This is a genomic window from Variovorax trehalosi (assembly GCF_051216415.1).
In the GTDB taxonomy this organism is placed as follows: domain Bacteria; phylum Pseudomonadota; class Gammaproteobacteria; order Burkholderiales; family Burkholderiaceae_C; genus Variovorax.
In genome coordinates this window covers 96,642-114,253 of record NZ_JBPJZG010000010.1, presented here as the reverse complement: position 1 = coordinate 114,253, position 17,612 = coordinate 96,642, and the positions used below count along the sequence as shown (strand labels likewise).

22 protein-coding genes are annotated in these 17,612 nt (G+C 64.7%); 11 read left to right on the top strand and 11 right to left on the bottom strand.

All coding sequences use genetic code 11. The features are described from left to right. Positions 1 to 118: 118 nt before the first annotated feature. Entirely contained in the window at positions 119 to 1,153 is a 1,035-nt protein-coding gene (locus ACSFA7_RS29805; protein WP_435502680.1) for a saccharopine dehydrogenase family protein, read from the top strand. Positions 1,154 to 1,185: 32 nt separating this feature from the next. Here ACSFA7_RS29805 and ACSFA7_RS29800 read toward each other — a convergent pair whose 3' ends face one another. Then, positions 1,186 to 2,796 carry a patatin-like phospholipase family protein gene (locus ACSFA7_RS29800; protein ID WP_435502679.1) on the bottom strand — a complete coding sequence of 537 codons (1,611 nt, stop codon included), beginning with the start codon at positions 2,794 to 2,796 and terminating at the stop codon, positions 1,186 to 1,188. A 231-nt stretch (positions 2,797 to 3,027) separates the two neighbouring features. On the opposite strand from ACSFA7_RS29800, the gene ACSFA7_RS29795 reads away from it, so the two are divergent. Both ACSFA7_RS29795 and ACSFA7_RS29790 read left to right on the top strand, forming a co-directional pair. Then, positions 3,028 to 3,795 carry a hypothetical protein gene (locus ACSFA7_RS29795; protein ID WP_435502678.1) on the top strand — a complete coding sequence of 256 codons (768 nt, stop codon included), beginning with the start codon at positions 3,028 to 3,030 and terminating at the stop codon, positions 3,793 to 3,795. Between the two features lie 49 nt (positions 3,796 to 3,844). Then, positions 3,845 to 4,123, top strand: a complete 279-nt coding sequence (locus tag ACSFA7_RS29790; protein ID WP_435502677.1) for a hypothetical protein — start codon at positions 3,845 to 3,847, stop codon at positions 4,121 to 4,123. Here the strand turns inward: ACSFA7_RS29790 and ACSFA7_RS29785 are convergent. Together ACSFA7_RS29785 and ACSFA7_RS29780 are read right to left on the bottom strand one after the other, a co-directional pair. Further along, entirely contained in the window at positions 4,107 to 4,271 is a 165-nt protein-coding gene (locus ACSFA7_RS29785) for a hypothetical protein (protein WP_435502676.1), read from the bottom strand. The two genes, ACSFA7_RS29790 and ACSFA7_RS29785, sit on opposite strands and share 17 nt — an antisense overlap. 5 nt (positions 4,272 to 4,276) lie before the next feature. Further along, a complete protein-coding gene (locus ACSFA7_RS29780) occupies positions 4,277 to 4,972 on the bottom strand; it encodes a DUF5701 family protein (RefSeq protein WP_435502675.1) in 696 nt (231 codons plus the stop codon). Positions 4,973 to 5,120: 148 nt separating this feature from the next. On the opposite strand from ACSFA7_RS29780, the gene ACSFA7_RS29775 reads away from it, so the two are divergent. Then, on the top strand, positions 5,121 to 5,498 hold the full coding sequence (locus ACSFA7_RS29775) for a hypothetical protein (RefSeq protein WP_435502674.1): 378 nt from the start codon (positions 5,121 to 5,123) through the stop codon (positions 5,496 to 5,498). A gap of 3 nt (positions 5,499 to 5,501) precedes the next feature. Here ACSFA7_RS29775 and ACSFA7_RS29770 read toward each other — a convergent pair whose 3' ends face one another. The 6 genes from ACSFA7_RS29770 to ACSFA7_RS29745 all read right to left on the bottom strand — a co-directional run bounded on the left by ACSFA7_RS29770 (position 5,502) and on the right by ACSFA7_RS29745 (position 10,782). Then, the gene (locus ACSFA7_RS29770) at positions 5,502 to 6,503 is read right to left on the bottom strand and encodes a TIGR03571 family LLM class oxidoreductase (RefSeq protein ID WP_435502673.1); all 1,002 of its coding nucleotides are present in this window, start codon (positions 6,501 to 6,503) and stop codon (positions 5,502 to 5,504) included. Continuing rightward, positions 6,500 to 6,847: a MoaF-related domain-containing protein gene (locus ACSFA7_RS29765; RefSeq protein ID WP_435502672.1), complete on the bottom strand. Its 348-nt coding sequence runs from the start codon at positions 6,845 to 6,847 to the stop codon at positions 6,500 to 6,502. The genes ACSFA7_RS29770 and ACSFA7_RS29765 overlap by 4 nt, the downstream gene beginning before the upstream one ends. Before the next feature lie 19 nt (positions 6,848 to 6,866). Then, positions 6,867 to 7,691, bottom strand: a complete 825-nt coding sequence (dkgB, locus tag ACSFA7_RS29760; RefSeq protein WP_435502671.1) for a 2,5-didehydrogluconate reductase DkgB — start codon at positions 7,689 to 7,691, stop codon at positions 6,867 to 6,869. Between the two features lie 54 nt (positions 7,692 to 7,745). Then, positions 7,746 to 8,948 (bottom strand): MFS transporter, encoded by a 1,203-nt coding sequence (locus ACSFA7_RS29755; protein WP_435502670.1) that lies wholly within the window; start codon positions 8,946 to 8,948, stop codon positions 7,746 to 7,748. Positions 8,949 to 9,040: 92 nt separating this feature from the next. Further along, the gene (locus ACSFA7_RS29750) at positions 9,041 to 9,829 is read right to left on the bottom strand and encodes a nuclease-related domain-containing protein (protein WP_435502669.1); all 789 of its coding nucleotides are present in this window, start codon (positions 9,827 to 9,829) and stop codon (positions 9,041 to 9,043) included. Next, complete coding sequence (locus ACSFA7_RS29745) at positions 9,826 to 10,782, bottom strand: hypothetical protein (protein WP_435502668.1); 957 nt, start codon at positions 10,780 to 10,782, stop codon at positions 9,826 to 9,828. Before ACSFA7_RS29745 ends, ACSFA7_RS29750 begins: the two co-directional genes overlap by 4 nt. Before the next feature lie 223 nt (positions 10,783 to 11,005). Between ACSFA7_RS29745 and ACSFA7_RS29740 the strand changes: the two genes are divergently transcribed. From ACSFA7_RS29740 to ACSFA7_RS29720, 5 genes are all read left to right on the top strand, one after another. Then, positions 11,006 to 11,341 (top strand): hypothetical protein, encoded by a 336-nt coding sequence (locus ACSFA7_RS29740; protein WP_435502667.1) that lies wholly within the window; start codon positions 11,006 to 11,008, stop codon positions 11,339 to 11,341. A 32-nt stretch (positions 11,342 to 11,373) separates the two neighbouring features. Beyond that, positions 11,374 to 11,790, top strand: coding sequence for a hypothetical protein (locus ACSFA7_RS29735; RefSeq protein ID WP_435502666.1), 417 nt, complete (start codon positions 11,374 to 11,376; stop codon positions 11,788 to 11,790). A gap of 170 nt (positions 11,791 to 11,960) precedes the next feature. After that, positions 11,961 to 12,521 (top strand): DUF3455 domain-containing protein, encoded by a 561-nt coding sequence (locus ACSFA7_RS29730; RefSeq protein WP_435502665.1) that lies wholly within the window; start codon positions 11,961 to 11,963, stop codon positions 12,519 to 12,521. A 134-nt stretch (positions 12,522 to 12,655) separates the two neighbouring features. Continuing rightward, on the top strand, positions 12,656 to 13,180 hold the full coding sequence (locus ACSFA7_RS29725; protein WP_435502776.1) for a sigma-70 family RNA polymerase sigma factor: 525 nt from the start codon (positions 12,656 to 12,658) through the stop codon (positions 13,178 to 13,180). Further along, a complete protein-coding gene (locus ACSFA7_RS29720; RefSeq protein ID WP_435502664.1) occupies positions 13,177 to 13,914 on the top strand; it encodes an anti-sigma factor in 738 nt (245 codons plus the stop codon). Before ACSFA7_RS29725 ends, ACSFA7_RS29720 begins: the two co-directional genes overlap by 4 nt. Here ACSFA7_RS29720 and ACSFA7_RS29715 read toward each other — a convergent pair. Beyond that, positions 13,901 to 15,103 carry an MFS transporter gene (locus tag ACSFA7_RS29715; protein ID WP_435502663.1) on the bottom strand — a complete coding sequence of 401 codons (1,203 nt, stop codon included), beginning with the start codon at positions 15,101 to 15,103 and terminating at the stop codon, positions 13,901 to 13,903. The genes ACSFA7_RS29720 and ACSFA7_RS29715 overlap by 14 nt on opposite strands. An 88-nt stretch (positions 15,104 to 15,191) precedes the next feature. Between ACSFA7_RS29715 and ACSFA7_RS29710 the strand changes: the two genes are divergently transcribed. Continuing rightward, positions 15,192 to 15,821: a 2-hydroxychromene-2-carboxylate isomerase gene (locus ACSFA7_RS29710; protein ID WP_435502662.1), complete on the top strand. Its 630-nt coding sequence runs from the start codon at positions 15,192 to 15,194 to the stop codon at positions 15,819 to 15,821. Between the two features lie 18 nt (positions 15,822 to 15,839). Here the strand turns inward: ACSFA7_RS29710 and ACSFA7_RS29705 are convergent, their stop codons facing one another. Continuing rightward, positions 15,840 to 16,751, bottom strand: a complete 912-nt coding sequence (locus tag ACSFA7_RS29705; protein ID WP_435502661.1) for a LysR family transcriptional regulator — start codon at positions 16,749 to 16,751, stop codon at positions 15,840 to 15,842. A gap of 172 nt (positions 16,752 to 16,923) precedes the next feature. Here ACSFA7_RS29705 and ACSFA7_RS29700 point away from each other — a divergent pair, with 172 nt between their 5' ends. Beyond that, positions 16,924 to 17,577: a hydrolase gene (locus tag ACSFA7_RS29700; protein ID WP_435502660.1), complete on the top strand. Its 654-nt coding sequence runs from the start codon at positions 16,924 to 16,926 to the stop codon at positions 17,575 to 17,577. The last annotated feature ends 35 nt before the right edge of the window (positions 17,578 to 17,612 follow it).

The following is a 17,612-nucleotide window of genomic DNA, read 5'->3' as shown; positions in this document are numbered from 1 at the left end:
GCTTGTTCATGCCGGCAGTTTACCTTGACACGCTACAGATCTGTACTCTAAGCTCGAATCAAGGGAGTACAGATCTGTAGCGTTTTGCGGCAGATGGCTCTACTGGAGGAGATTCGCAGTGGCATCCAACAATCAATCGGTGGTCGTCTATGGCGCCTATGGGCATACCGGCCGCTTCGTCGTGGCGGAGCTGAAGAGGCGCGGCTGGACGCCCGTGCTCTCGGGGCGCGATGCCGGCAAGCTCGACGCGCTGGCAACCGACTACCCCGGCCTCGAAGCGAGACCCGCATCGGTCGACGAACCCGCATCGCTCGACCGCGCACTCCAGGGCGCAGCGGCGGTCATCAACTGCGCAGGCCCCTTCGCCAGCACGGCGGGCCCGGTGATCGAAGCAGCGTTGCGCGCACGCATTCCGTACCTCGATGTCGCCGCCGAAGTCGAAGCCAACATCGACACCTTCGCGCTGTACGCCGACCGCGCACGCGGGGCCGGCGTCGTCGTCGTGCACGCGATGGCGTTCTACGGCGGGCTGGGCGACCTGCTCGCCACCGCGGCGATGGGCGACTGGACATCGGCCGACGAAATCTCCATCGCCTACGGCCTCGACAGCTGGCTGCCGACCGCCGGCACGCTGGTTGCGGGCCAGGTCTCCCGGCAGCGCCGCGACGGCCGCCGCGTCGTCTTCGCAAACGGAAAGATCGCGTACACGACGGGCAGCGCGCCGGTCGTCGAATGGGAATTCCCCGCGCCCGTGGGCAGGCAGCAGGCCGTCTCGCAATTCACCATGGCTGACACGGTGACGATCTCGCGCCACATCCAGGTGCCTGAGATCCGTTCGTACATGACGCTCGCCGCCGTCAAGGACCTGACCGAGCCGAGCCAGAAGGCGCCGACGGCCAGCGACGCGAGCGGCCGGTCGTCGCAGACCTTCGTGGTCGAAGTGATCGCGCGCCGCGGCAGCGAAGAGCGCAGGGCCATCGCGAGCGGGCGGGACATCTATGCATTCACCGCACCGCTCGTCGTGGAGGCGTTGGCCCGCGTCGTCGGCGGGCAGGTCAAGGCACCCGGCGTGCTGACCGCTGGCGAGGCCTTCGATGCGCGCGACCTTCTTGCGACGCTCAGCCCCGAGCACCTGTTGCTGGAGATCCGCTAGAGAGCGCCCGAGATCGCGCGCCCCCGCCCGCATCATCCCGTGTAAGGCATTTCCAGGAAGCCCCAGGACATTGGTCCGTCCGCGAAGTAGTCCAGTGAAGTACTTACCGCGATCGGGTCGGCACCGCCGTTGCTGCCGACGCCGATCACGCAGGGAACGAAGGAGTTCGGGTTCGTGTACTTCACCTCCTCGGTCTGCGCCTTGCACTGGATGAACCACCAGCCGAGATCTTCGGTCGACACCAGGTTCCAGAGCTGGCGGGACCGCAGTTCGTCCGTCTTTTTCTGCACGGTGATCGGCGGGTTGGCATTCGCGAGGCCGACGCCGAGCGTGAGCACCATCTCGGTCGACATGGCCGTCTGCAGGTACCACCAGCCCGGCGCGTCCACGGCCGGAACGAATTGCCATTTCTGGTTCGCCTGGTCGCCGGGATTGGGCTTCTTGCCGTAGAGGATGACCTGGGCGCCCGCGGACGGGCTCGCGTTGGCGATGTCCAGCACCTTCTTGGATTCCTTGTGCTGGATGAAGAAGAACGCGCCATGGCCCGGCGTGCCGTCTGGTCCGGTCACCGGCGGCTTCGGCGGCACCACCGGAATCGTCGGGCCCGTGACGACCGGCTTGATGGGCGGGCTGCTGGTCGGCCAGTACTTGTTGATCAGCGCGATCGCTTTTTCGACGTTCTCCGGATCGCCGTTCTTCCCGTGCCATTGGAGCAAGTCGGTGGCCTGCTTATTGGTTGAGTTCTCGGGAATGAAGCAGGGCAGCCGCGGGTTGATGTTCACGTAGCGGTCGCCCAGCAGCATCTTGCACAGCCTGGGCATCATGTTGGCCGAGGTGCCGCTCAGGCACATGTCCAGAATCGGCGACGGCTGCGTCTGGTTCATGAGGAACGGCGGCGTGTTGTCGAACGGATTCGCGTCGCCGTTCATCCACTGCTTGGCGCCCCAGTTCGTCGTGTCGCTGGCGAGCCAGTCGGGCATGAGCCCGGTGCCGATGGTGATGGCCACGATGTTCTCCAGCGGCACGCCGTTGTGCACCGCCAGGCAGATCGCGGCGAGCGTCGGGTCGTGGTTGAAGAAGGCTCCGTCCACATTGCCTTCCACCGAACCGAGCTGCCCCGGCATTGCGCCGCTGGACGATGCGGCTATGGCGACCAGGGTGTTGCCGTTGCCGTCCAGGCCGTTGGCCTTGTCTGCATCGGTGCCAAGCATGTCGGTGAACATGATCGGGTCCCACGGCTTGGGTACCACGCGGCCGTCCGAGCCGGCCTCGATGCGCCCGACATTGAACGACACGAACAACACGTTCTTTGGCGTACCGGAGACCAGGTTCGTCTTCTGCAGATCTCCCTGCGAAGCGAGCACTTTGTCGATGGGGTAGGCCGGCGCGTCGGGCTTGGGGTTCATGTTGTTGTAGAACGTGATCTCATCGCCTGTGAAGAGATCGATGAGTGCCTGCGGCGTCGTCTTCATCAGCAGCTCGCTGGTGATGATCGACCCGGTCGAGCAGCCGGCAAGCATCGTGGTCTGGTCCAGAAGTTTCTTCGTCTGGTCCCCGAGGCGTTGAAGAACGGTCGCCGACATGAGGCCGCGAATGCCCCCGCCAACGAACGAGAGGATGGTGAATTTTTGATTGGGATCCACGGTTGACTCCTGATTGAGTGAAGCAGTTGGTCCTCCCTGAATGCGCAGTGTCTTCGCCATGAAGATTCATCGTCTACGCGTGAAATCCCGTTCAGCAGAACAGCGTAATTCCAAGTCATGCGCAATAGATGGGTGACTCGCGAACGCATTGCGAGGCGCCGGGAAGATAAGAAAATGGACCTCGAATCCGCACGCCGAACCGCATCCATCGCACATCCGATCCGCACCTTCATGACAACCGAAAGTCAGCACGCTCCCTCGCAAGGTCTTCTCACTTCCTGCTTCAGGAGCGGCGATGCCCTGCGCAGCCGCAGCGTGAGCAGCATCGTGCGCACGGGCGTGATCGACGTGCCCATGCCGCCCGCGCGCCTCGTGGTTGATTGGGAACGCGACATCGCCTCGCAGCTGCAGTTGGAGCCCGGCGACGTCGAGCCGCTGCCCCTGGCGCGCGCGCGTGCGCGCTGGCCCGACTACCAACGCTGCGTGCAGGCCGCAGCTGATTGGGCGCACACGCACGGGCTCTCCGAAGCGCTTGCCGCAAGCGACATCGCCCTCATGGCCTGCCGCGGCGCGCGATATCACCACGACGGCGCGCAGTACGGCGCCGCGGCCTTCTGCAATCTCTTCGTGAGCGAGGACAAGGGCCTGGACGTTCACTTTCCCGGCACCGGCCAACGCATTCCGCTCGTCAGAGGCACGGTGCTGCTCTTCGACACCGGCCAGCCCCACGCAGTGATCCGGCGCGGCAGCAGCGGCTTCGATGCCGGCGACTTCGCGACGGGGCACGACGTCACGCAGGTGTTCCTCACTTGGGAGCTCCCTATCGAGAACGCGCATGTGGCGCGGGCATTGCAGATCGCGTTCGACATCGACCCCTCGGCCGCATCAAGGCTCGATGAAGAGCAGGTCCTGTGGAACGGCGCGAGGGCCCGCGTGTGCCCGGCTTCCGGTCGGTGGATTCACGACGATGTTGTTACTCCCCGCTGCCCGCCTGCGTGAATAGAGTCGTCTCACGGCGCCACTCGGAGTGCGCCACGAGGAGTCGGCAATGCACATCGTCGGAACGCACGGCGGCGCAACGGATACCGCGCCCTTTCAGTCTTTTGCCCGTGTCGAGCAGGCGCTCGAAATTCATCGAAGCATCGTTGCGTGCCATGCGCACATCGCGCGCGGCCAGGGCGTGCACGCGCACACGGCGGCGTGGATGCTGCCTTGCTATCGGGCCGAGTTCCATCGCGTGGCGCAGGCGCTCACCAAGGCGGAGGAGGGCGCGCTGAGGCATGCCCTGGAGACGATGACGCGCCCTTCGATCACGGCACGCGCGTGAACACCATCCGGTCCGCCAGCACTTCGCTGCCGCCCGGCGGCGTGAAGTAGATCTCGAACACATGCCGGTTCTCGTTCTCGATGCGAATCACCGTGCGCATCGGGATGCTCTTGCCCACGTTCTCCTCGCCCGTGATCCCGAGGTTCAAGGTTCCTATTCGGAAACAGTCAGAACAGCGACTCCCGGCGACCGGCCACCGCACGTAGCGAAGCCGAGCCATGTATGCGGGTTGCCTTCCCAGCACCAACCGAGCTTTGGCTGCTTGCCGCTGAGCCAGAGCGCCGGCACGCGCTTGTCGTCGCCGCGCGAGCCCAGCATCATGAAGCAGCGGTTGGGCTGCAGGAACTCGGGGTACTGGGTCAGCAATGCGATGCCTTCTTCGAGCGTGAGCGGGGTCCGGCCTTCGGTCGCGATCCGTGCCTCGGCTTCCTTGGGCACCGCATTGAGCGAGCTGTTGCCTCGGTCGACATCGCGCAGCAGATAGGCGTGCCCTGACGGCATCGTCAGCGACGGGATCGGTCTGAAGAAATCGGGCTTGCGAGGAAAGAGCCGCTCGATGGCCGCGTGGCCATTGCGCACGACGAGCGGCAAGGTCTTGTCCGCCGGCGCGGCCGCGCAGTGCACGACCAGCAGGCAACCGACGGTTCCCTGCTCCACATCCAATGCTGGCGCCTCTGCGGGAACATGGGCGCTCAATGCATCGAGGCGCGCGCGGAATTCGCCGGGTGAGCAGCCGAGCATCGCCGGATACCCGAGTGCCACCAAACGCTCGACCTGGTCTTCGAAGGCTTTCAACGCGTCTCCTCTTGTTTTGAAGGGGCGCCATTCTGTGGCATCGAAGGCCGGCATCCGCGACAAGGCCGTGCGCCGCGGACGGTTTCTCTCGCTGACCCGCCGCGACAAGCCCGCGGCAAACACACAGCAGCCGCGCCGGCCCGCAAGAGACCGACCAGCCGCTGAGGTTCCACCCCGCACCCGACGCACTTAAACTGCACCCATGAAAAGCACCGGGGACGCGCCACGCATCCTGCAGCCCGTCGTGGAGCTGCGGGGCGAGGGCGCCACGTTTGCCTATTCCGTGCGGGCGCCGCGCTCCAAGGGCGTGATACCCCCGAGTTCCTACAAGGATGGTGGCTTTTCCACGCTCGCCGAATGCCTGCGCGATGTGGCCAGGGCGCTCGGCGGGGACTTCAAGCGCATCTACGTGCGCCTCGACGGCCACTGCGTCGGCGAGCGCGACATCGTCGAGCTGTACGCTGCGCCCGAGCAGGTCGCGGCCGAGTTGAAGTCGGAGTGCGATGCGCTGAACGCACTGCACATCAAGCCTGCCACGATCTCCGCGCACAAGAAGACCGGGCCGGTGGCTGCCGAGTAGGCGTCACACCGAGACGGCCGCGACGGCCGTGTTGTCGTCTTTCTTTTCACGCTGAAGCGTGCCCGCCTCCGCATGAAACACCGGCAGCACGAACTGCGCAATCTCTTCCATCGTTTCCGCCAGCGGCCGCCGGTTGCGCCGCAAATGCAGCCCCACATGCTGCACACCTGCCGCATGCAGCGCGGCCAGCTCCGCGACGAGCGCATTGCGGCCCATGCGCCCACCGAAGCGATGGCGCTCCAGCGGCGCATCGGCATCGTCCGCCAGGTCGAGGTGGATGAAGCTCACATACGGCTTGTGTTCGCCCGCCAGCGCACGCCATTGCGCGGAGCGCCGCGCATGGTCTTCCGGCGTGCCGGGGTAGGCGAGGCAGCCGTCCATGTGCGTGCCGATCCAGTCGGGCGTTTGCTGTGCGAGTCCGGCAACCAGCAACGGCAGCGGGTTCTGCTGTGGACGCGGCAGCAGCTCGATGCCTTCGGGCAACGACGCTGCACCCCAGTCGCGCACCATCGCCACCTGTTCGCGGAAGCGTTCACCGCGCGAGGCGTAGTCGCGATCGAAGATCGGGTACTCCACCGGCCGGTCGCCGCTGGCCACGCCCAGCATCAGCCGGCCGTTGCTCAAGTGGTCGACCGTGGCGGCCGACTTCAGCGTGAGCGCCGGTTCGCGCAGCGGCAGCACCACGGCGGCGGTGCCGAGCAAGATGCGCTCGGTCACGCCCGCCAGGTAGCCGAGGTAGCTGAACACCTCGAACACCTGCGCGGCATCGCCGAAGGCCGGGTCGTACAGCGGCACGTCGCGTGCCCACAGCGCGCGAAAGCCCAGTTTGTCGGCCAGCTTCGCGAGGCGCGCGTGCTGCGCGATGTCGGGCACACCGAAGGGGCGGCCCGCGGCGCGGCGGGCGGTGTCGCCCGCGGGTGACCAGTCGTTGTCCAGCGGCAGCTCGAGCCCGATGCTCGGGCCGCTGCCGTTGGTGGCGACCAGGCGTTGCAGCGAAGTGGTCATGGCGCAGCAGTCACTTCGCGCAGCGTGCCCGCCATGCGCACGAACTCATGCCCGGCTGTCGTGTAGTACGAGCGCGAGTGGCCGCCTTCGAAGTCGTCGACGTGCACCACCGTGCCCTTGTCGGCCTCCTGCCACGAGAGCGCATAGAGCCCGGGGCCGATCTGCTCGGCCTGGTAGCGCACCTCGGCCGTCGCGCCCTTGAAGGGGCCGGCCGTCACCTCGTAGCGCATCGTCCGGCCGTCGGCCGCGTAGATGTTCAGCGCGGTCATCGTTTCGCCGTAGCGCACTTCGTACGTGCGGCCGACGAACGCGGGCAGGGCGGTTGCCGTGTCGTTGTTGTTCATGGCGTGGCCCATCGATCGATCAGTCCCACGCCGGCGACAGGCCAGCCGGGTCGGTCAGCCGCTCGTTGCGGTCGAGCGCTGCGATCTGCGCCATCTCGGCGTCGGTCAGCTTCAGTTGCTGCGCCTTCAGGTTGCCTTCGAGGTTCGCGCGCTTCGTGGACGACGGAATCACCGCATAGCCCAGCTGCATCGCCCAGGCCAGCGTGACCTGCGCGGTGGTGGCGTTGTGCGCCTTGGCAATCGCCTCGATCACCGGATCGGTGATGACCTTGCCGTAGGCCAGCGTCATGTACGAGGTGATGTGGATGCCCTGGCTCTTGGCGAATTCGGCCACCTTGCGGTTCTGCAGGTACGGGTGCAGTTCGACCTGGTTGGTGGCGATGTTCTCGGCGCCCACGGCCGCAATCGCTTCCTTCATCAGCGCGATGTTGAAGTTCGACACGCCGATGCGCTGGGTGAGCCCCAGCGCCTTGGCCTCGGCCAGCGCGCCCATGAACTCGGCGACAGAAACTGCGTTGCCGGGCGAGGGCCAGTGGATCAGCGTCAGGTCGACGTGATCGGTGCGCAGCTTGGCGAGGCTGTCTTTCAGGCTCGGCACCAGCTTGGCCTTGGCGTAGTTGTCGGTCCAGATCTTGGTGGTGATGAAGAGGTCGCTGCGCGCCACGCCGCTTTCGGCAATCGCCTGGCCCACTTCGGCTTCGTTGCCGTAGATCTGCGCGGTGTCGATGACGCGGTAGCCCACGTCCAGGCCGTTCTTCACCGAGTCGATGACCACCTGGCCCTTCAGGCGGAAGGTGCCGAGGCCGAAGGCGGGGATGGATGCGTTGTTGCTCGTCGTTGTCATGGTGTTGTCCTATGCGTTGATAAAGAGAGAGGAGAAAGAAAAAAAGAAACCAGCTCAGTGCCCGACCGGCACCGGCCCCGAAGCGCGCACCGGAATCCCGGCACGGCGGTCCAGCGCGCCGCTCCACTGCGTGAGGGCCAGCGACACCAGCACCACCAGCGCGCCGATCCATGGCGTGTGCATCAGCCCCAGGTGCGTCACGATCAGGCCGCCGGCCCAGGCTGCGAGGGCAATGCCCAGGTTGAAGGCCGCGATGTTCAGGCCCGAGGCCACGTCCACCGCCTGCGGCGTGAAGCGTTCGGCTTGCTTCACCACATACACCTGCAGCCCCGGCACGTTGCCGAAGGCGACCGCGCCCCACATCAGCACCGCCACCAGCGCCAGCCACTTGTGCGGCGCCGCGAAGTTGAAGACCAGCAGCACGGCGGCCAGCAGCGCGAAGATGATCTTGAGCGCCGGAATCGGCCCCATGCGGTCGGCCAGCTTGCCGCCCCAGATGTTGCCCACCGCCACCGAGATGCCGTAGACCAGCATCACCCAGCCCACCGCGCCGGCGCTGAAGCCCGACACGTCGGTGAGGATCGGCGCGAGAAAGGTGAACGGAATGAACGAGCCGCCGTAGCCGATGGCCGTCTTGGCATACACCAGCAGCAATCGCGGCTCGGCCAGCACCTTGGCCTGCTGCGCCAGCGAGGCCGGCGCCGTGTGGCGGATGTTGTTGGGCACAAAGATCCAGCTGCCGATGAAGGCGACCACGCCCAGCGCCGACACGGCCAGGAAGGTCTCGCGCCAGCCGAAGTGCTGCCCGATGAACGTGCCCAGCGGCACGCCCGTGACCAGCGCCACCGTGAGCCCGGTGAACATGATCGCGATGGCGCTGGCGGCCTTTTCCTTGGGCACGAGGCCCGTGGCGATGGTCGAGCCGATCGAGAAGAACACCCCGTGCGCCAGACCCGTGAGGATGCGCGCGGCCACCAGCGATTCATAGCTCGGTGCCTTCCACGCCAGCAGATTGCCGACCGTGAACAGCGCCATGAGCCCGAGCAGCAGCGCCTTGCGCGGCAGCTTGCCCGTGAGGGCGGTGAGCACCGGCGCGCCGATGGCGACGCCCAGCGCGTAGAGGCTGACCAGCAAGCCGGCCGAGGGCAGGCTGATGGCGAGGTCAGCAGCGACCGTGGGGATGAGGCCAACGATGACGAACTCGGTCGTCCCGATGGCGAAGGCGCTGAGGGTCAGCGCGAGTAAGGCAATTGGCATGAGGCACTCCTGGATGGGTTAGGAGGAGTGTCTTGTGGATACCTTTGCGGATAAATGGGGGTTTGGGCAGAAGATAGTTGCTTTTGAGTCAACTATCCGCGCGTACTTCTTTCACGCTCGGTAGATCGGATAAGTCTCGACAGGTGGAAGCTGGCGAGCTTTACGTCTTCCGCGGAAAGGCGCACTGGTTCATGCTGCAAGAAGGAGAGAAGCGCTTTGGGTTCTAAGACCCACAGATCGTGAAAGCCACCAGAGTTCACCACGAACCATCCAGGAAAAACGATTACGGGACGCGTCTCAAACTTGCGGCCAGTGCTTTCTAGAAGCAACTGTTTTAGCCAACTTGCCTGTGATCGCGCCTGAACAATGGGATCGCGGTTTGGTGAGAACGATCCAATCTTGAGCGTCTCGCCGTCAAAAACGATCTGCGCATTCTCCGAATTTGGCTTGCTCCAAGTCTTGGTCTCGACAGTAAAAACACCGGGTGGCCCGATCAATACATGATCGACATTGAAGTCGTCGCCGACTATGTCGTGGAATACTTGAAAGCCATTTTGGCGAAGACGTTCTAAAAATTGGCCCACTACCCTTTCACCTTCCATTGCTTGTCGTAGATTTCGAAGCTTTGGTATGTTCCGCCAAATGCGGAAAACGGCGTATGCAATTCCAATTGTTGCAGCTATTGAATAAATAATTGGGCTTGGCTTCGTGTTGAAATAATGACGAGACCATTCAAGTCCTGCAAGAAGAGATAGGAAAAGTGCCAGCATTAACGGTTGTGCCACCGTGTTTTCAATTAATTCTTCTCGCTCCTCGGCGACAGATTGTCCAGGGACACGCAGGGGTTTATCCTTGAGTGGAGAGCGTGATTTTGAGTTCATTCTTTTTCACTGCCAGATATCATCAATCCCTTCGGTTTTGCGAGTTCACAAAACTCCTCAGCAGAATACTTCATTGCCAATGCAACCACTCCGCTTGCCAGAAGGGGAAGGCCAATTCTGAAATCGCCAAATGTTGATAGTACTGCAGCTGAAAAATATCCCTGATTAAAAACTTCGGGAATCTTTTTTGACCACAATTTATAGATCGGACTATTCGGCTTGCAAAATGTTTTCCAGGCGATTCTTCTAAGCACCGCGAAGGTGGTCTTTCCTATGGCCTTGGGCTCCCGAGCTTTCTCGGGAGGCGGCAAAAGCTTTTGATCCGGGCCTGATAATTGCAAAATTGAATAAGCTCGAACATCGCTAAGTAAATTAATGCTTGCTACTGGAATCGAGTTGCCGATGAGTTTGAATATTTCGTCATCGCTACTCCTTTGAAGCAGTAGGACTGCTTTGGCTTGAACCTCTTCCGCATCCATCGGGCCCTCTTCGGTCCCAATAAGTTCTGCCAAAATACATTCCTCTTCGATTCGTGAGACAAGGCGTTTTTGAAACTGATGACGAGTTCGATCTGAGGTGATGTTGTTTATGTTGCTGATGACGTCTCGAATTAGCTTTTTTGCCTCTGCGGTTTTCTTTTGACGAAGAAAAACGACCGCTAAAAGGCCGCTTGCCTCCAGCGATAACCGGGTTGTAGTTCCTGCGAGTTCGCGAACCCCTATTAAGCCACGCTCTGCATAAGAAAGCCTATTGGCTTCAACGCAGGCTTCAAAGGCCCAAAGCTTTGCGCGTAAAAGCCGGTGATGCGTTCGATCAAAATCCAATAGGGATTGTATTTTTGCGGCTACCTCTATTGCTGTATCTGGTTCGCCGGCTGCCACAGCAATTTTTAATTCGGATTCTAGTTTTCGTAGGATTTCAAGATGTGCGGATGAAAGGCTGACTATTGCCATAGGAATTTATCCCAATTAGGTAAATTTCGCATCGTTCGTGGTTTGAATCGCGCCGCAGAGCGTCCCAGTACTAGCGTAGAACGTCAAGCGAATAATGAAATCGATTGACGGATACGGTGGTCTTGGGTCTAAAGCTCCCGTAGATATACTGCCCGCGTCGGGCTAGGTGGTGCGACCGGGTTTGGAAGCCTGATGAACCTCTGCGCAACTTGGAGTCCATCTCATGGCTGAATCCGCACGCGCCTCCGCGCAATCTGGCAATCCTTCCACTCCCCCTGAGCCGTCGTTTCTCGACCTCGACACCCTCGCAATCCAAGCCTGCGACGACGCCGAAAACCTTAACGAGATCCTTCGCGCCTACACCGCGTTCGAAAAGCTCATCGAAACCGGCGCCCCGAACGACAGCGAAGTGCTCGCCCCCACCCGCAGCGAACTGAGCGCCTTGCTCGGCCTGCTCAACGAAGCGCTCGTGGCGCGCATCGACGCCGTCAATGCAGCCGCTGGCGACATGCGCCGGGCGCTGCAAGGCGGGTTGCCCTCTGTCATTCACGGCGGCTAAAGTCGGCCTCCCAAACAGGAGGAGTCCGTCGCATGAGTTACGACTTGATGGTGTTTGCAGTGGAGGCCGCCCCCAAGGACCGGGCCGCCTTTCTCGACTGGTATGAAGGCCACACCGAGTGGGAGGAAGACCATTCCTACGACAACCCGGAGGTGAGCACACCTGCATTGAAGGCGTGGTTCCTGGAAATGATCCAGTCCTGGCCCGCCATGAACGGCCCGTTTGCGTCCGAGGAACTTCCCGAGGATGACTCGACGGTGACCGACTACAGCGTCGGGCGGGAAGTCATCTACGCGGCGTTTGCCTGGTCGAAGGTCGAACCCGCGTATGACGCTGTTTTCGCTTTGGCCGCGAAGCACGGGGTTGGGTTCTTCAATGCGAGTTCGGATGGGGCAGAGGTTTGGCTGCCCGATGGGAAGGGCGGGTTGCGGCTGGCGCACTCGGGGTGAGGGCGGGAGGGGCGGTTCCAAGCGACTTTCTGCGACAGCCTGTCGCAGAAAGTCCCCGGACTCCGCAACTGAAAAATATTTCGCATCCCCTGCATCCAAACGTGCATCCGGCGGGTAGTACCTGTCAGCAGCGAGGAGCTGCTGACCTTCTACAACCCAGGAGTAATTCCATGCACACCTCCCGTTCGATCGCCGTCCTCGGCGCCGTCTCCGCCGCTGCAGCCGTGCTCACCGCCTGCGGCTCGATGTCGATGGCCCCCACGTTCAACCAGTCCAGCCTGCCCCCGACCATCCAGGTGCCCGCCGGCAACAAGGTCGCCATGGAAACCGTCGGCGTGGGCGACATCACGTACGAATGCCGTGACAAGGCCAACACCCCCGGCGCGACCGAGTGGGTGTTCGTCGGCCCCGACGCGAAGCTGAACGACCGCAGCGGCAAGCAGGTCGGCAAGTACTATGGCCCGCCGGCCACCTGGGAGTCGAACGACGGCTCCAAGCTCACGGCCACGCAACTGGCGGTCGCACCGTCGGGCCCGACCAGCCTGCCGTACCAGCTGGTCAAGGCCAACCCGGCGATGGGCTCGGGCGCGATGACGGGCGTGACCTACATCCAGCGCGTGGCCCTCAAGGGCGGCGTGGCACCGACGGCCATGCCCTGCACGCCGGCCACCAAGGGCCAGAAGCAGATCGTGAAGTACCAGGCCGACTACATCTTCTACAAGGCGTCCTGACAGGCGGCCTGATGGTTCGGGGGTGAATCTGCTGCGGTGCGCGGCTGCTCCACTACGATGGGGCCGCCCACCACCCGCCGCAGACATTGTCGCCTCCCACATCCACCGCCCCCTTCGACTACGACGCCGCGCTCATGGCCTGCGCCCGCGGCGACCGTCAGGCGTTGCAGCAGCTCTACCAGCGAGAGAGCCGCTACCTGATGGGCGTGGCGCTGCGCATCGTGCGCCAGCGCCAGCAGGCCGAAGACGTGCTGCACGATGCCTTCATCAGCATCTGGCAGCGCGCCGAGAGCTTCAACCCCGCGCTCGGCGAAGGCCGGGGCTGGGTGTACAGCGTGGTGCGCCACGCGGCGCTGAACATGGTGCGCAGCGGCGCGCGGCAGGTGAGCCTGGACGAAGACGCGGCCGTTGCGGCCGACGACCAGGCATCGCTAGCGGCGTATGCGGCGGCGGGCGATCCCCTCGAGCTGCGCGCCGATCTCGGCCGGCTGCACGGCTGCCTCTCGGGGCTGGAGCCGGCGCGGCGCGATTGCATCCTCTATGCGTACGTCGAAGGCTGCTCGCATGGCGAAATCGCCGAGCGGCTGCAGACGCCGCTGGGCACGGTGAAGGCCTGGATCCAGCGCGGCATGCGCGCGCTGCGGGAGTGCATGGGATGAGCAGCGCTGAAGACAACAAGGACATCGGCGACGTCAACGACATCGACGGGCTCGCGGGCGAGTACGTGCTGGGCACGCTCTCGGCCACAGGGCGCGCGGCGGTCGAGGTGCGCATGCGGAGCGAGCCGGCGCTGCGCGAAGCGGTGCGCGCGTGGGAGGCGCGGCTGCAGCCGCTCACCGCGCTGGCGGAGCCGGCAGAGCCGTCGCCTTCGCTGTGGACGCGCATCGAGCGCAGCGTCGATGGGTTGGGCAAGGCATCGAAGGCGCAGGCTGCGGGCGTCGTCGGGTGGTGGAACAACCTCAAGCTCTGGCGCGGGCTGGCCGCGGGCGGCTTCGCCACGGCGGCGCTGCTGCTGGCGGTGGTGGTCACGCGCGATGCGACGCCGCCGGCCACGCAGTACATGGTGGTGCTGGTCGCACCCGAGAACAAGTCGCCGGGCTGGGTGATTCAGGCGAACTCGTCGCGTCAGCTCAGCCTCGTGCCGCTGGGCACTTTCGAGGTGCCGCCGCAGAAGACGCTGCAGTTCTGGACCAAGGCCGACCAGTGGCGCGGGCCGGTGTCGCTGGGCCTCGTCAAGCAGCAGGGCCAGACGCTGCGGATTCCCATCGACAAGCTGCCGCCGCTGGAGCCGAATCAGCTCTTCGAGCTGACGCTGGAGCCGGAGAACGGCTCACCGCTCGACCGGCCGACGGGGCCGATCCAGTTCATCGGGCGCGCGGTCAAGGTGATGTAGCGGAGGCATCGGCGGCTGCGGCCGATGCCCGGTGGCTGATCGCGGCGGCGATGCCGAGGGCGGCCATCAGCAAGCACAGCGCGAGGATCACCCAGCCGGTCTGCGCCGTGCCGGCCAGCGCGCCGACCAGCAGGCCCGCCACCGGCTGGCTCAGGTTGTTGAGCAGCACGATCACGCCGGTGGTCTTGCCGTAGTCCTTGGCGGGAATGATCTTCTGCCGGTGCACGCGGATGTAGATGCTGAACATCTTGTCGAACCCCGTCACCAGCAGAAAGCCCAGCGCGTAGCCCCAATGGCTAGGGCTGATGGCGGTGAGCACGCCGCCGCCGAAGATCAACAGGAACGACACCACGCCCATCTTGCGCAGCGCGAACGCACCGCGCGCAATGGCCAGCAGCACGACCACGGTGGCGACCGCGCCCAGCATCTGCAGGCCCGCGTAGTAGTTGGCCGAGCGCTGGTAGAGCCCGGTGACCAGCGCCGCCGAAGACGCGAGCGTGACCCCGATGACGAGGTTGACGCCCGCCGTCACCACGGTGAGCCGCATCAGGCCGGGCAGGCGCAGCACGTGCAAGAGGGCGGTCTGGATGGGGCGCAGAAAGTGCCCGGGCTCGGCGTGCGGTTCGCTCAGTTGCACGGGGTTGCCGTGCCGCCAGTACGCGGTGGCGGCATCGGCGAGCAGGAACAGCGCCGCCGCCGCGCCGACCACGGCCTGCCAGGGCCAGTGCGCGAAGAGCGCAGCCGCCACCAGCGGGCCGAGCACCATGCCGGTCTGCTCGGCGGTCTGCGCGTGGGCCAGCACGCGGTCGAAGCGGTGGCCGTTGGCAATCTGCGGCAGCATCACTTCGCGGGCCATCACGCCCTGCGTGGTGAGCACGCCGCACACGGCCGAGAGACCCACGAGCCAGCCGATGCCGCCCATGGCCTCGCTGCCCAGCACGCCGAGCAGGCACACCAGCGCGCGAAAGATCTGGCTGCCGCGCAGGAGCTTGAGCGGCGAGATGCGGTCGCACAGCGCGCCGCAAACGGGGAATGACAGAAAGCGCGGAAAGGTCTCGGCCGCGAAGGCGTAGCCGGACCACGCCACGCTCTGCGTCACCTGGAACACCACGAGCGGCACCAGGAACAGCAGCATCTGGTCGGCCAGCCGGGAGACGAAGAGCGAGAAGAGGAAGGCGGGGAATTTCATCATCGCCCTGCCGGCGCAGGCGCCGACCCCGAGGGCGAAAGGGTGAGGGGCGCGGCGTGGGCGGGCATGCGCTGAAGATAATCGAAACATGATCGCGCTCGACTGCTACTACAGCCTCTCCTCCCCCTGGGCCTACCTGGGCGGCCCGCAACTGCAGGACATCGTGCGCCGCCACCATGTGCGGCTCACGCTCAAGCCCTACGACTTCCAGGCGGTGGTGCCGCAGACCGGCGGCATTCCGCTGAAGACGCGCCCCGAACCGCGCCGCACGTACCACGCGCTCGAACTGGCGCGCTGGAGCGACTACCTCGGCATGCCGATGAACCTGGAACCCGCGCACTACCCGAAGGGCGCGCCCAGCGATCCGAACTGGAACAAGTACCCGGGCTGGATGGTGATCGCCGCGCAGCTCAAGGGGCTCGATGCGCAGCCGCTCTCGCATGCGCTGCTGCGCGCGCTGTGGGCGGAGGAGCGCGACACCGCGCAGGCCGCGGTGCGCATCGCGGTGGCCGACGAGAACGGCTACGACGGCGCCTCGTTGCAGGCGCTGGAGCAGTCGGCCGAGACGCTGGCGGTGTACCGCGCGAACAGTGCGGAGGCGGTGGAAGCGGGCGTGTTCGGCGCGCCGACGTTCATCCTGAACGGCGAGCGGTTCTGGGGGCAGGACCGGCTGGCGTTTCTCGACCGGGCGCTGGACAAGCTGCGCGTCGGCCGCTGAACGCCCGGGCCGTCGCCTTCAAATAAACGACCGCGGCAACAGCGCCGGCACCAGCGTGCGGTTCATCCGCTCGTGCCACCACCGCAGCGCTTGTCCCTTCGCGCCGGTCTTCCAGGCGAGCCAGAACACCTCGGGCGCGCGCGGCTCCTGGGTCGGCAGTTCGACCAGCGTGCCGCGCGCCAGCTCGTTCGCGATGCAGGCACGCGGCAGAAAACCGTGCCCGAGCCCGGCCACCTGGCAGGCGACCTTCGCGGTCATCGACGGCACGGTGATGCGTGGCTGCCCGGCGAGCAGGCCGACGGTGCGGTCCGACAGCGTGCGGGCGCTGTCGCCCACCACGATGGCGTTGCAGTCCAAGAGGTCGCCGCGCTCCAGCGGACGGCCCAGCCGCGTGAGCGGGTGCGTGGGCGCCACGCAGAACGCGAACTCCAGGCTCCCCACGGTCACGGCCTGGTAGCCGCCGCCGGCCGGGCCTTCGCCCGCGGCGATGACGATGTCGGCGCGCCCCTCGCGCAGCGCCTCCCAGCTGCCGGTGAGGGCTTCGCAGCCCACACGCAACCGCGTGCCGCAGCGCAGGTCTTCGAACGCGCGGATGTCGTCGATGAGCGCTTCGGTGGGAATGAGCGAGTCGTGCACCAGCCGCAGTTCTGATTCGTAGCCGGTGGCGATCTGGCGCATGCGCGATTCGAGGTCGCTCGCGGCGCTGATGAGCCAGCGCCCCTCTTTCAGCATTTCTTCGCCGACGGCGGTGAGGGTGACGCGCGGGCCGTTGCGCTCGAACAGCAGCATGCCGAGCTGCTCCTCGAGCTTGCCGACTGCGTACGAGATGGTGGAGGGCACCTTGTTCAGGCGCGTGGCGGCGGCGGCAAAGGAGCCGTGGCGCGCAATGGCATCGACGACCTCGATGGCTTCCAGGCTGAGTTTGAGCACGCGGCGGTTCTCCGTGAAAAAGGAATGATCGAAAACTTCGATGATGGACGATGAAAAGTTTCGTCGATGACAGGGGTTCGGAACCGGATGATTCAGCCCATGCCAAGGAGATTACCTCCGAAAGCAATTGTGAATCCAATCGATCATCTGTTCAAACAAAAGGAGTATTTCCATGTCCATCCAAGCCACCCCCACCGCCGGTTCCAAGCTGCTCACCCCCGCCGACCACACGCTCGTGATGATCGACTTCCAGTCGCAGATGGCCTTTGCCACGCACTCGATCGATGCGGTGAACCTGCGCAACAACGCGGCGCTGGTGGCGCAGGCCGCGGCCGGCTTCAAGGTCTCGACGATCCTCACGACGGTGGCCGAGAAGAGCTTCTCCGGCCCGATGTTCAGCGAGATCACCGACGCCTTCCCAGGCCAGAAGATGCTCGACCGCACCTCGATGAACACCTGGGAAGACGCCGCCGTGATCGACCGCGTGAATGAAATCGGCAAGCCGCGCATCGTGCTGGCGGGCCTGTGGACCAGCGTGTGCATCGTGGGCCCGGCGCTCTCGGCGCTCGACCAGGGCTTCGAGGTGTACGTGATTGCCGATGCCTGCGGCGACGTGTCGGCCGAGGCGCACAACCGCGCGATGGACCGCATGGTGCAGGCCGGCGCACGGCCGATGACCTCGCTGCAATACCTGCTGGAGCTGCAACGCGACTGGGCCCGCGGCGAGACGTACGAGCTGACCACGGGCATCGCGAAGAAGGTGGGCGGCGCTTATGGCCTGGGCGTGACGTACGCCAAGACGATGTTCGGCGCACACGAAGGCTGAGCGCAACCAGCCAACCAAATAAAGAAGCGCCTGCC

Coding starts and splice junctions, on each gene's coding strand:
- dkgB (WP_435502671.1), bottom strand. CDS start 7,691: ATGACAACGACGAGCAACAACGCATCCATCCCCGCCTTCGGCCTCGGC.
- ACSFA7_RS29775 (WP_435502674.1), top strand. CDS start 5,121: ATGAAAAGCACCGGGGACGCGCCACGCATCCTGCAGCCCGTCGTGGAG.
- ACSFA7_RS29750 (WP_435502669.1), bottom strand. CDS start 9,829: ATGAACTCAAAATCACGCTCTCCACTCAAGGATAAACCCCTGCGTGTC.
- ACSFA7_RS29735 (WP_435502666.1), top strand. CDS start 11,374: ATGAGTTACGACTTGATGGTGTTTGCAGTGGAGGCCGCCCCCAAGGAC.
- ACSFA7_RS29780 (WP_435502675.1), bottom strand. CDS start 4,972: ATGCCGGCCTTCGATGCCACAGAATGGCGCCCCTTCAAAACAAGAGGA.
- ACSFA7_RS29720 (WP_435502664.1), top strand. CDS start 13,177: ATGAGCAGCGCTGAAGACAACAAGGACATCGGCGACGTCAACGACATC.
- ACSFA7_RS29790 (WP_435502677.1), top strand. CDS start 3,845: ATGCACATCGTCGGAACGCACGGCGGCGCAACGGATACCGCGCCCTTT.
- ACSFA7_RS29740 (WP_435502667.1), top strand. CDS start 11,006: ATGGCTGAATCCGCACGCGCCTCCGCGCAATCTGGCAATCCTTCCACT.
- ACSFA7_RS29725 (WP_435502776.1), top strand. CDS start 12,656: ATGGCCTGCGCCCGCGGCGACCGTCAGGCGTTGCAGCAGCTCTACCAG.
- ACSFA7_RS29700 (WP_435502660.1), top strand. CDS start 16,924: ATGTCCATCCAAGCCACCCCCACCGCCGGTTCCAAGCTGCTCACCCCC.
- ACSFA7_RS29710 (WP_435502662.1), top strand. CDS start 15,192: ATGATCGCGCTCGACTGCTACTACAGCCTCTCCTCCCCCTGGGCCTAC.
- ACSFA7_RS29730 (WP_435502665.1), top strand. CDS start 11,961: ATGCACACCTCCCGTTCGATCGCCGTCCTCGGCGCCGTCTCCGCCGCT.
- ACSFA7_RS29795 (WP_435502678.1), top strand. CDS start 3,028: ATGACAACCGAAAGTCAGCACGCTCCCTCGCAAGGTCTTCTCACTTCC.
- ACSFA7_RS29770 (WP_435502673.1), bottom strand. CDS start 6,503: ATGACCACTTCGCTGCAACGCCTGGTCGCCACCAACGGCAGCGGCCCG.
- ACSFA7_RS29755 (WP_435502670.1), bottom strand. CDS start 8,948: ATGCCAATTGCCTTACTCGCGCTGACCCTCAGCGCCTTCGCCATCGGG.
- ACSFA7_RS29745 (WP_435502668.1), bottom strand. CDS start 10,782: ATGGCAATAGTCAGCCTTTCATCCGCACATCTTGAAATCCTACGAAAA.
- ACSFA7_RS29765 (WP_435502672.1), bottom strand. CDS start 6,847: ATGAACAACAACGACACGGCAACCGCCCTGCCCGCGTTCGTCGGCCGC.
- ACSFA7_RS29715 (WP_435502663.1), bottom strand. CDS start 15,103: ATGAAATTCCCCGCCTTCCTCTTCTCGCTCTTCGTCTCCCGGCTGGCC.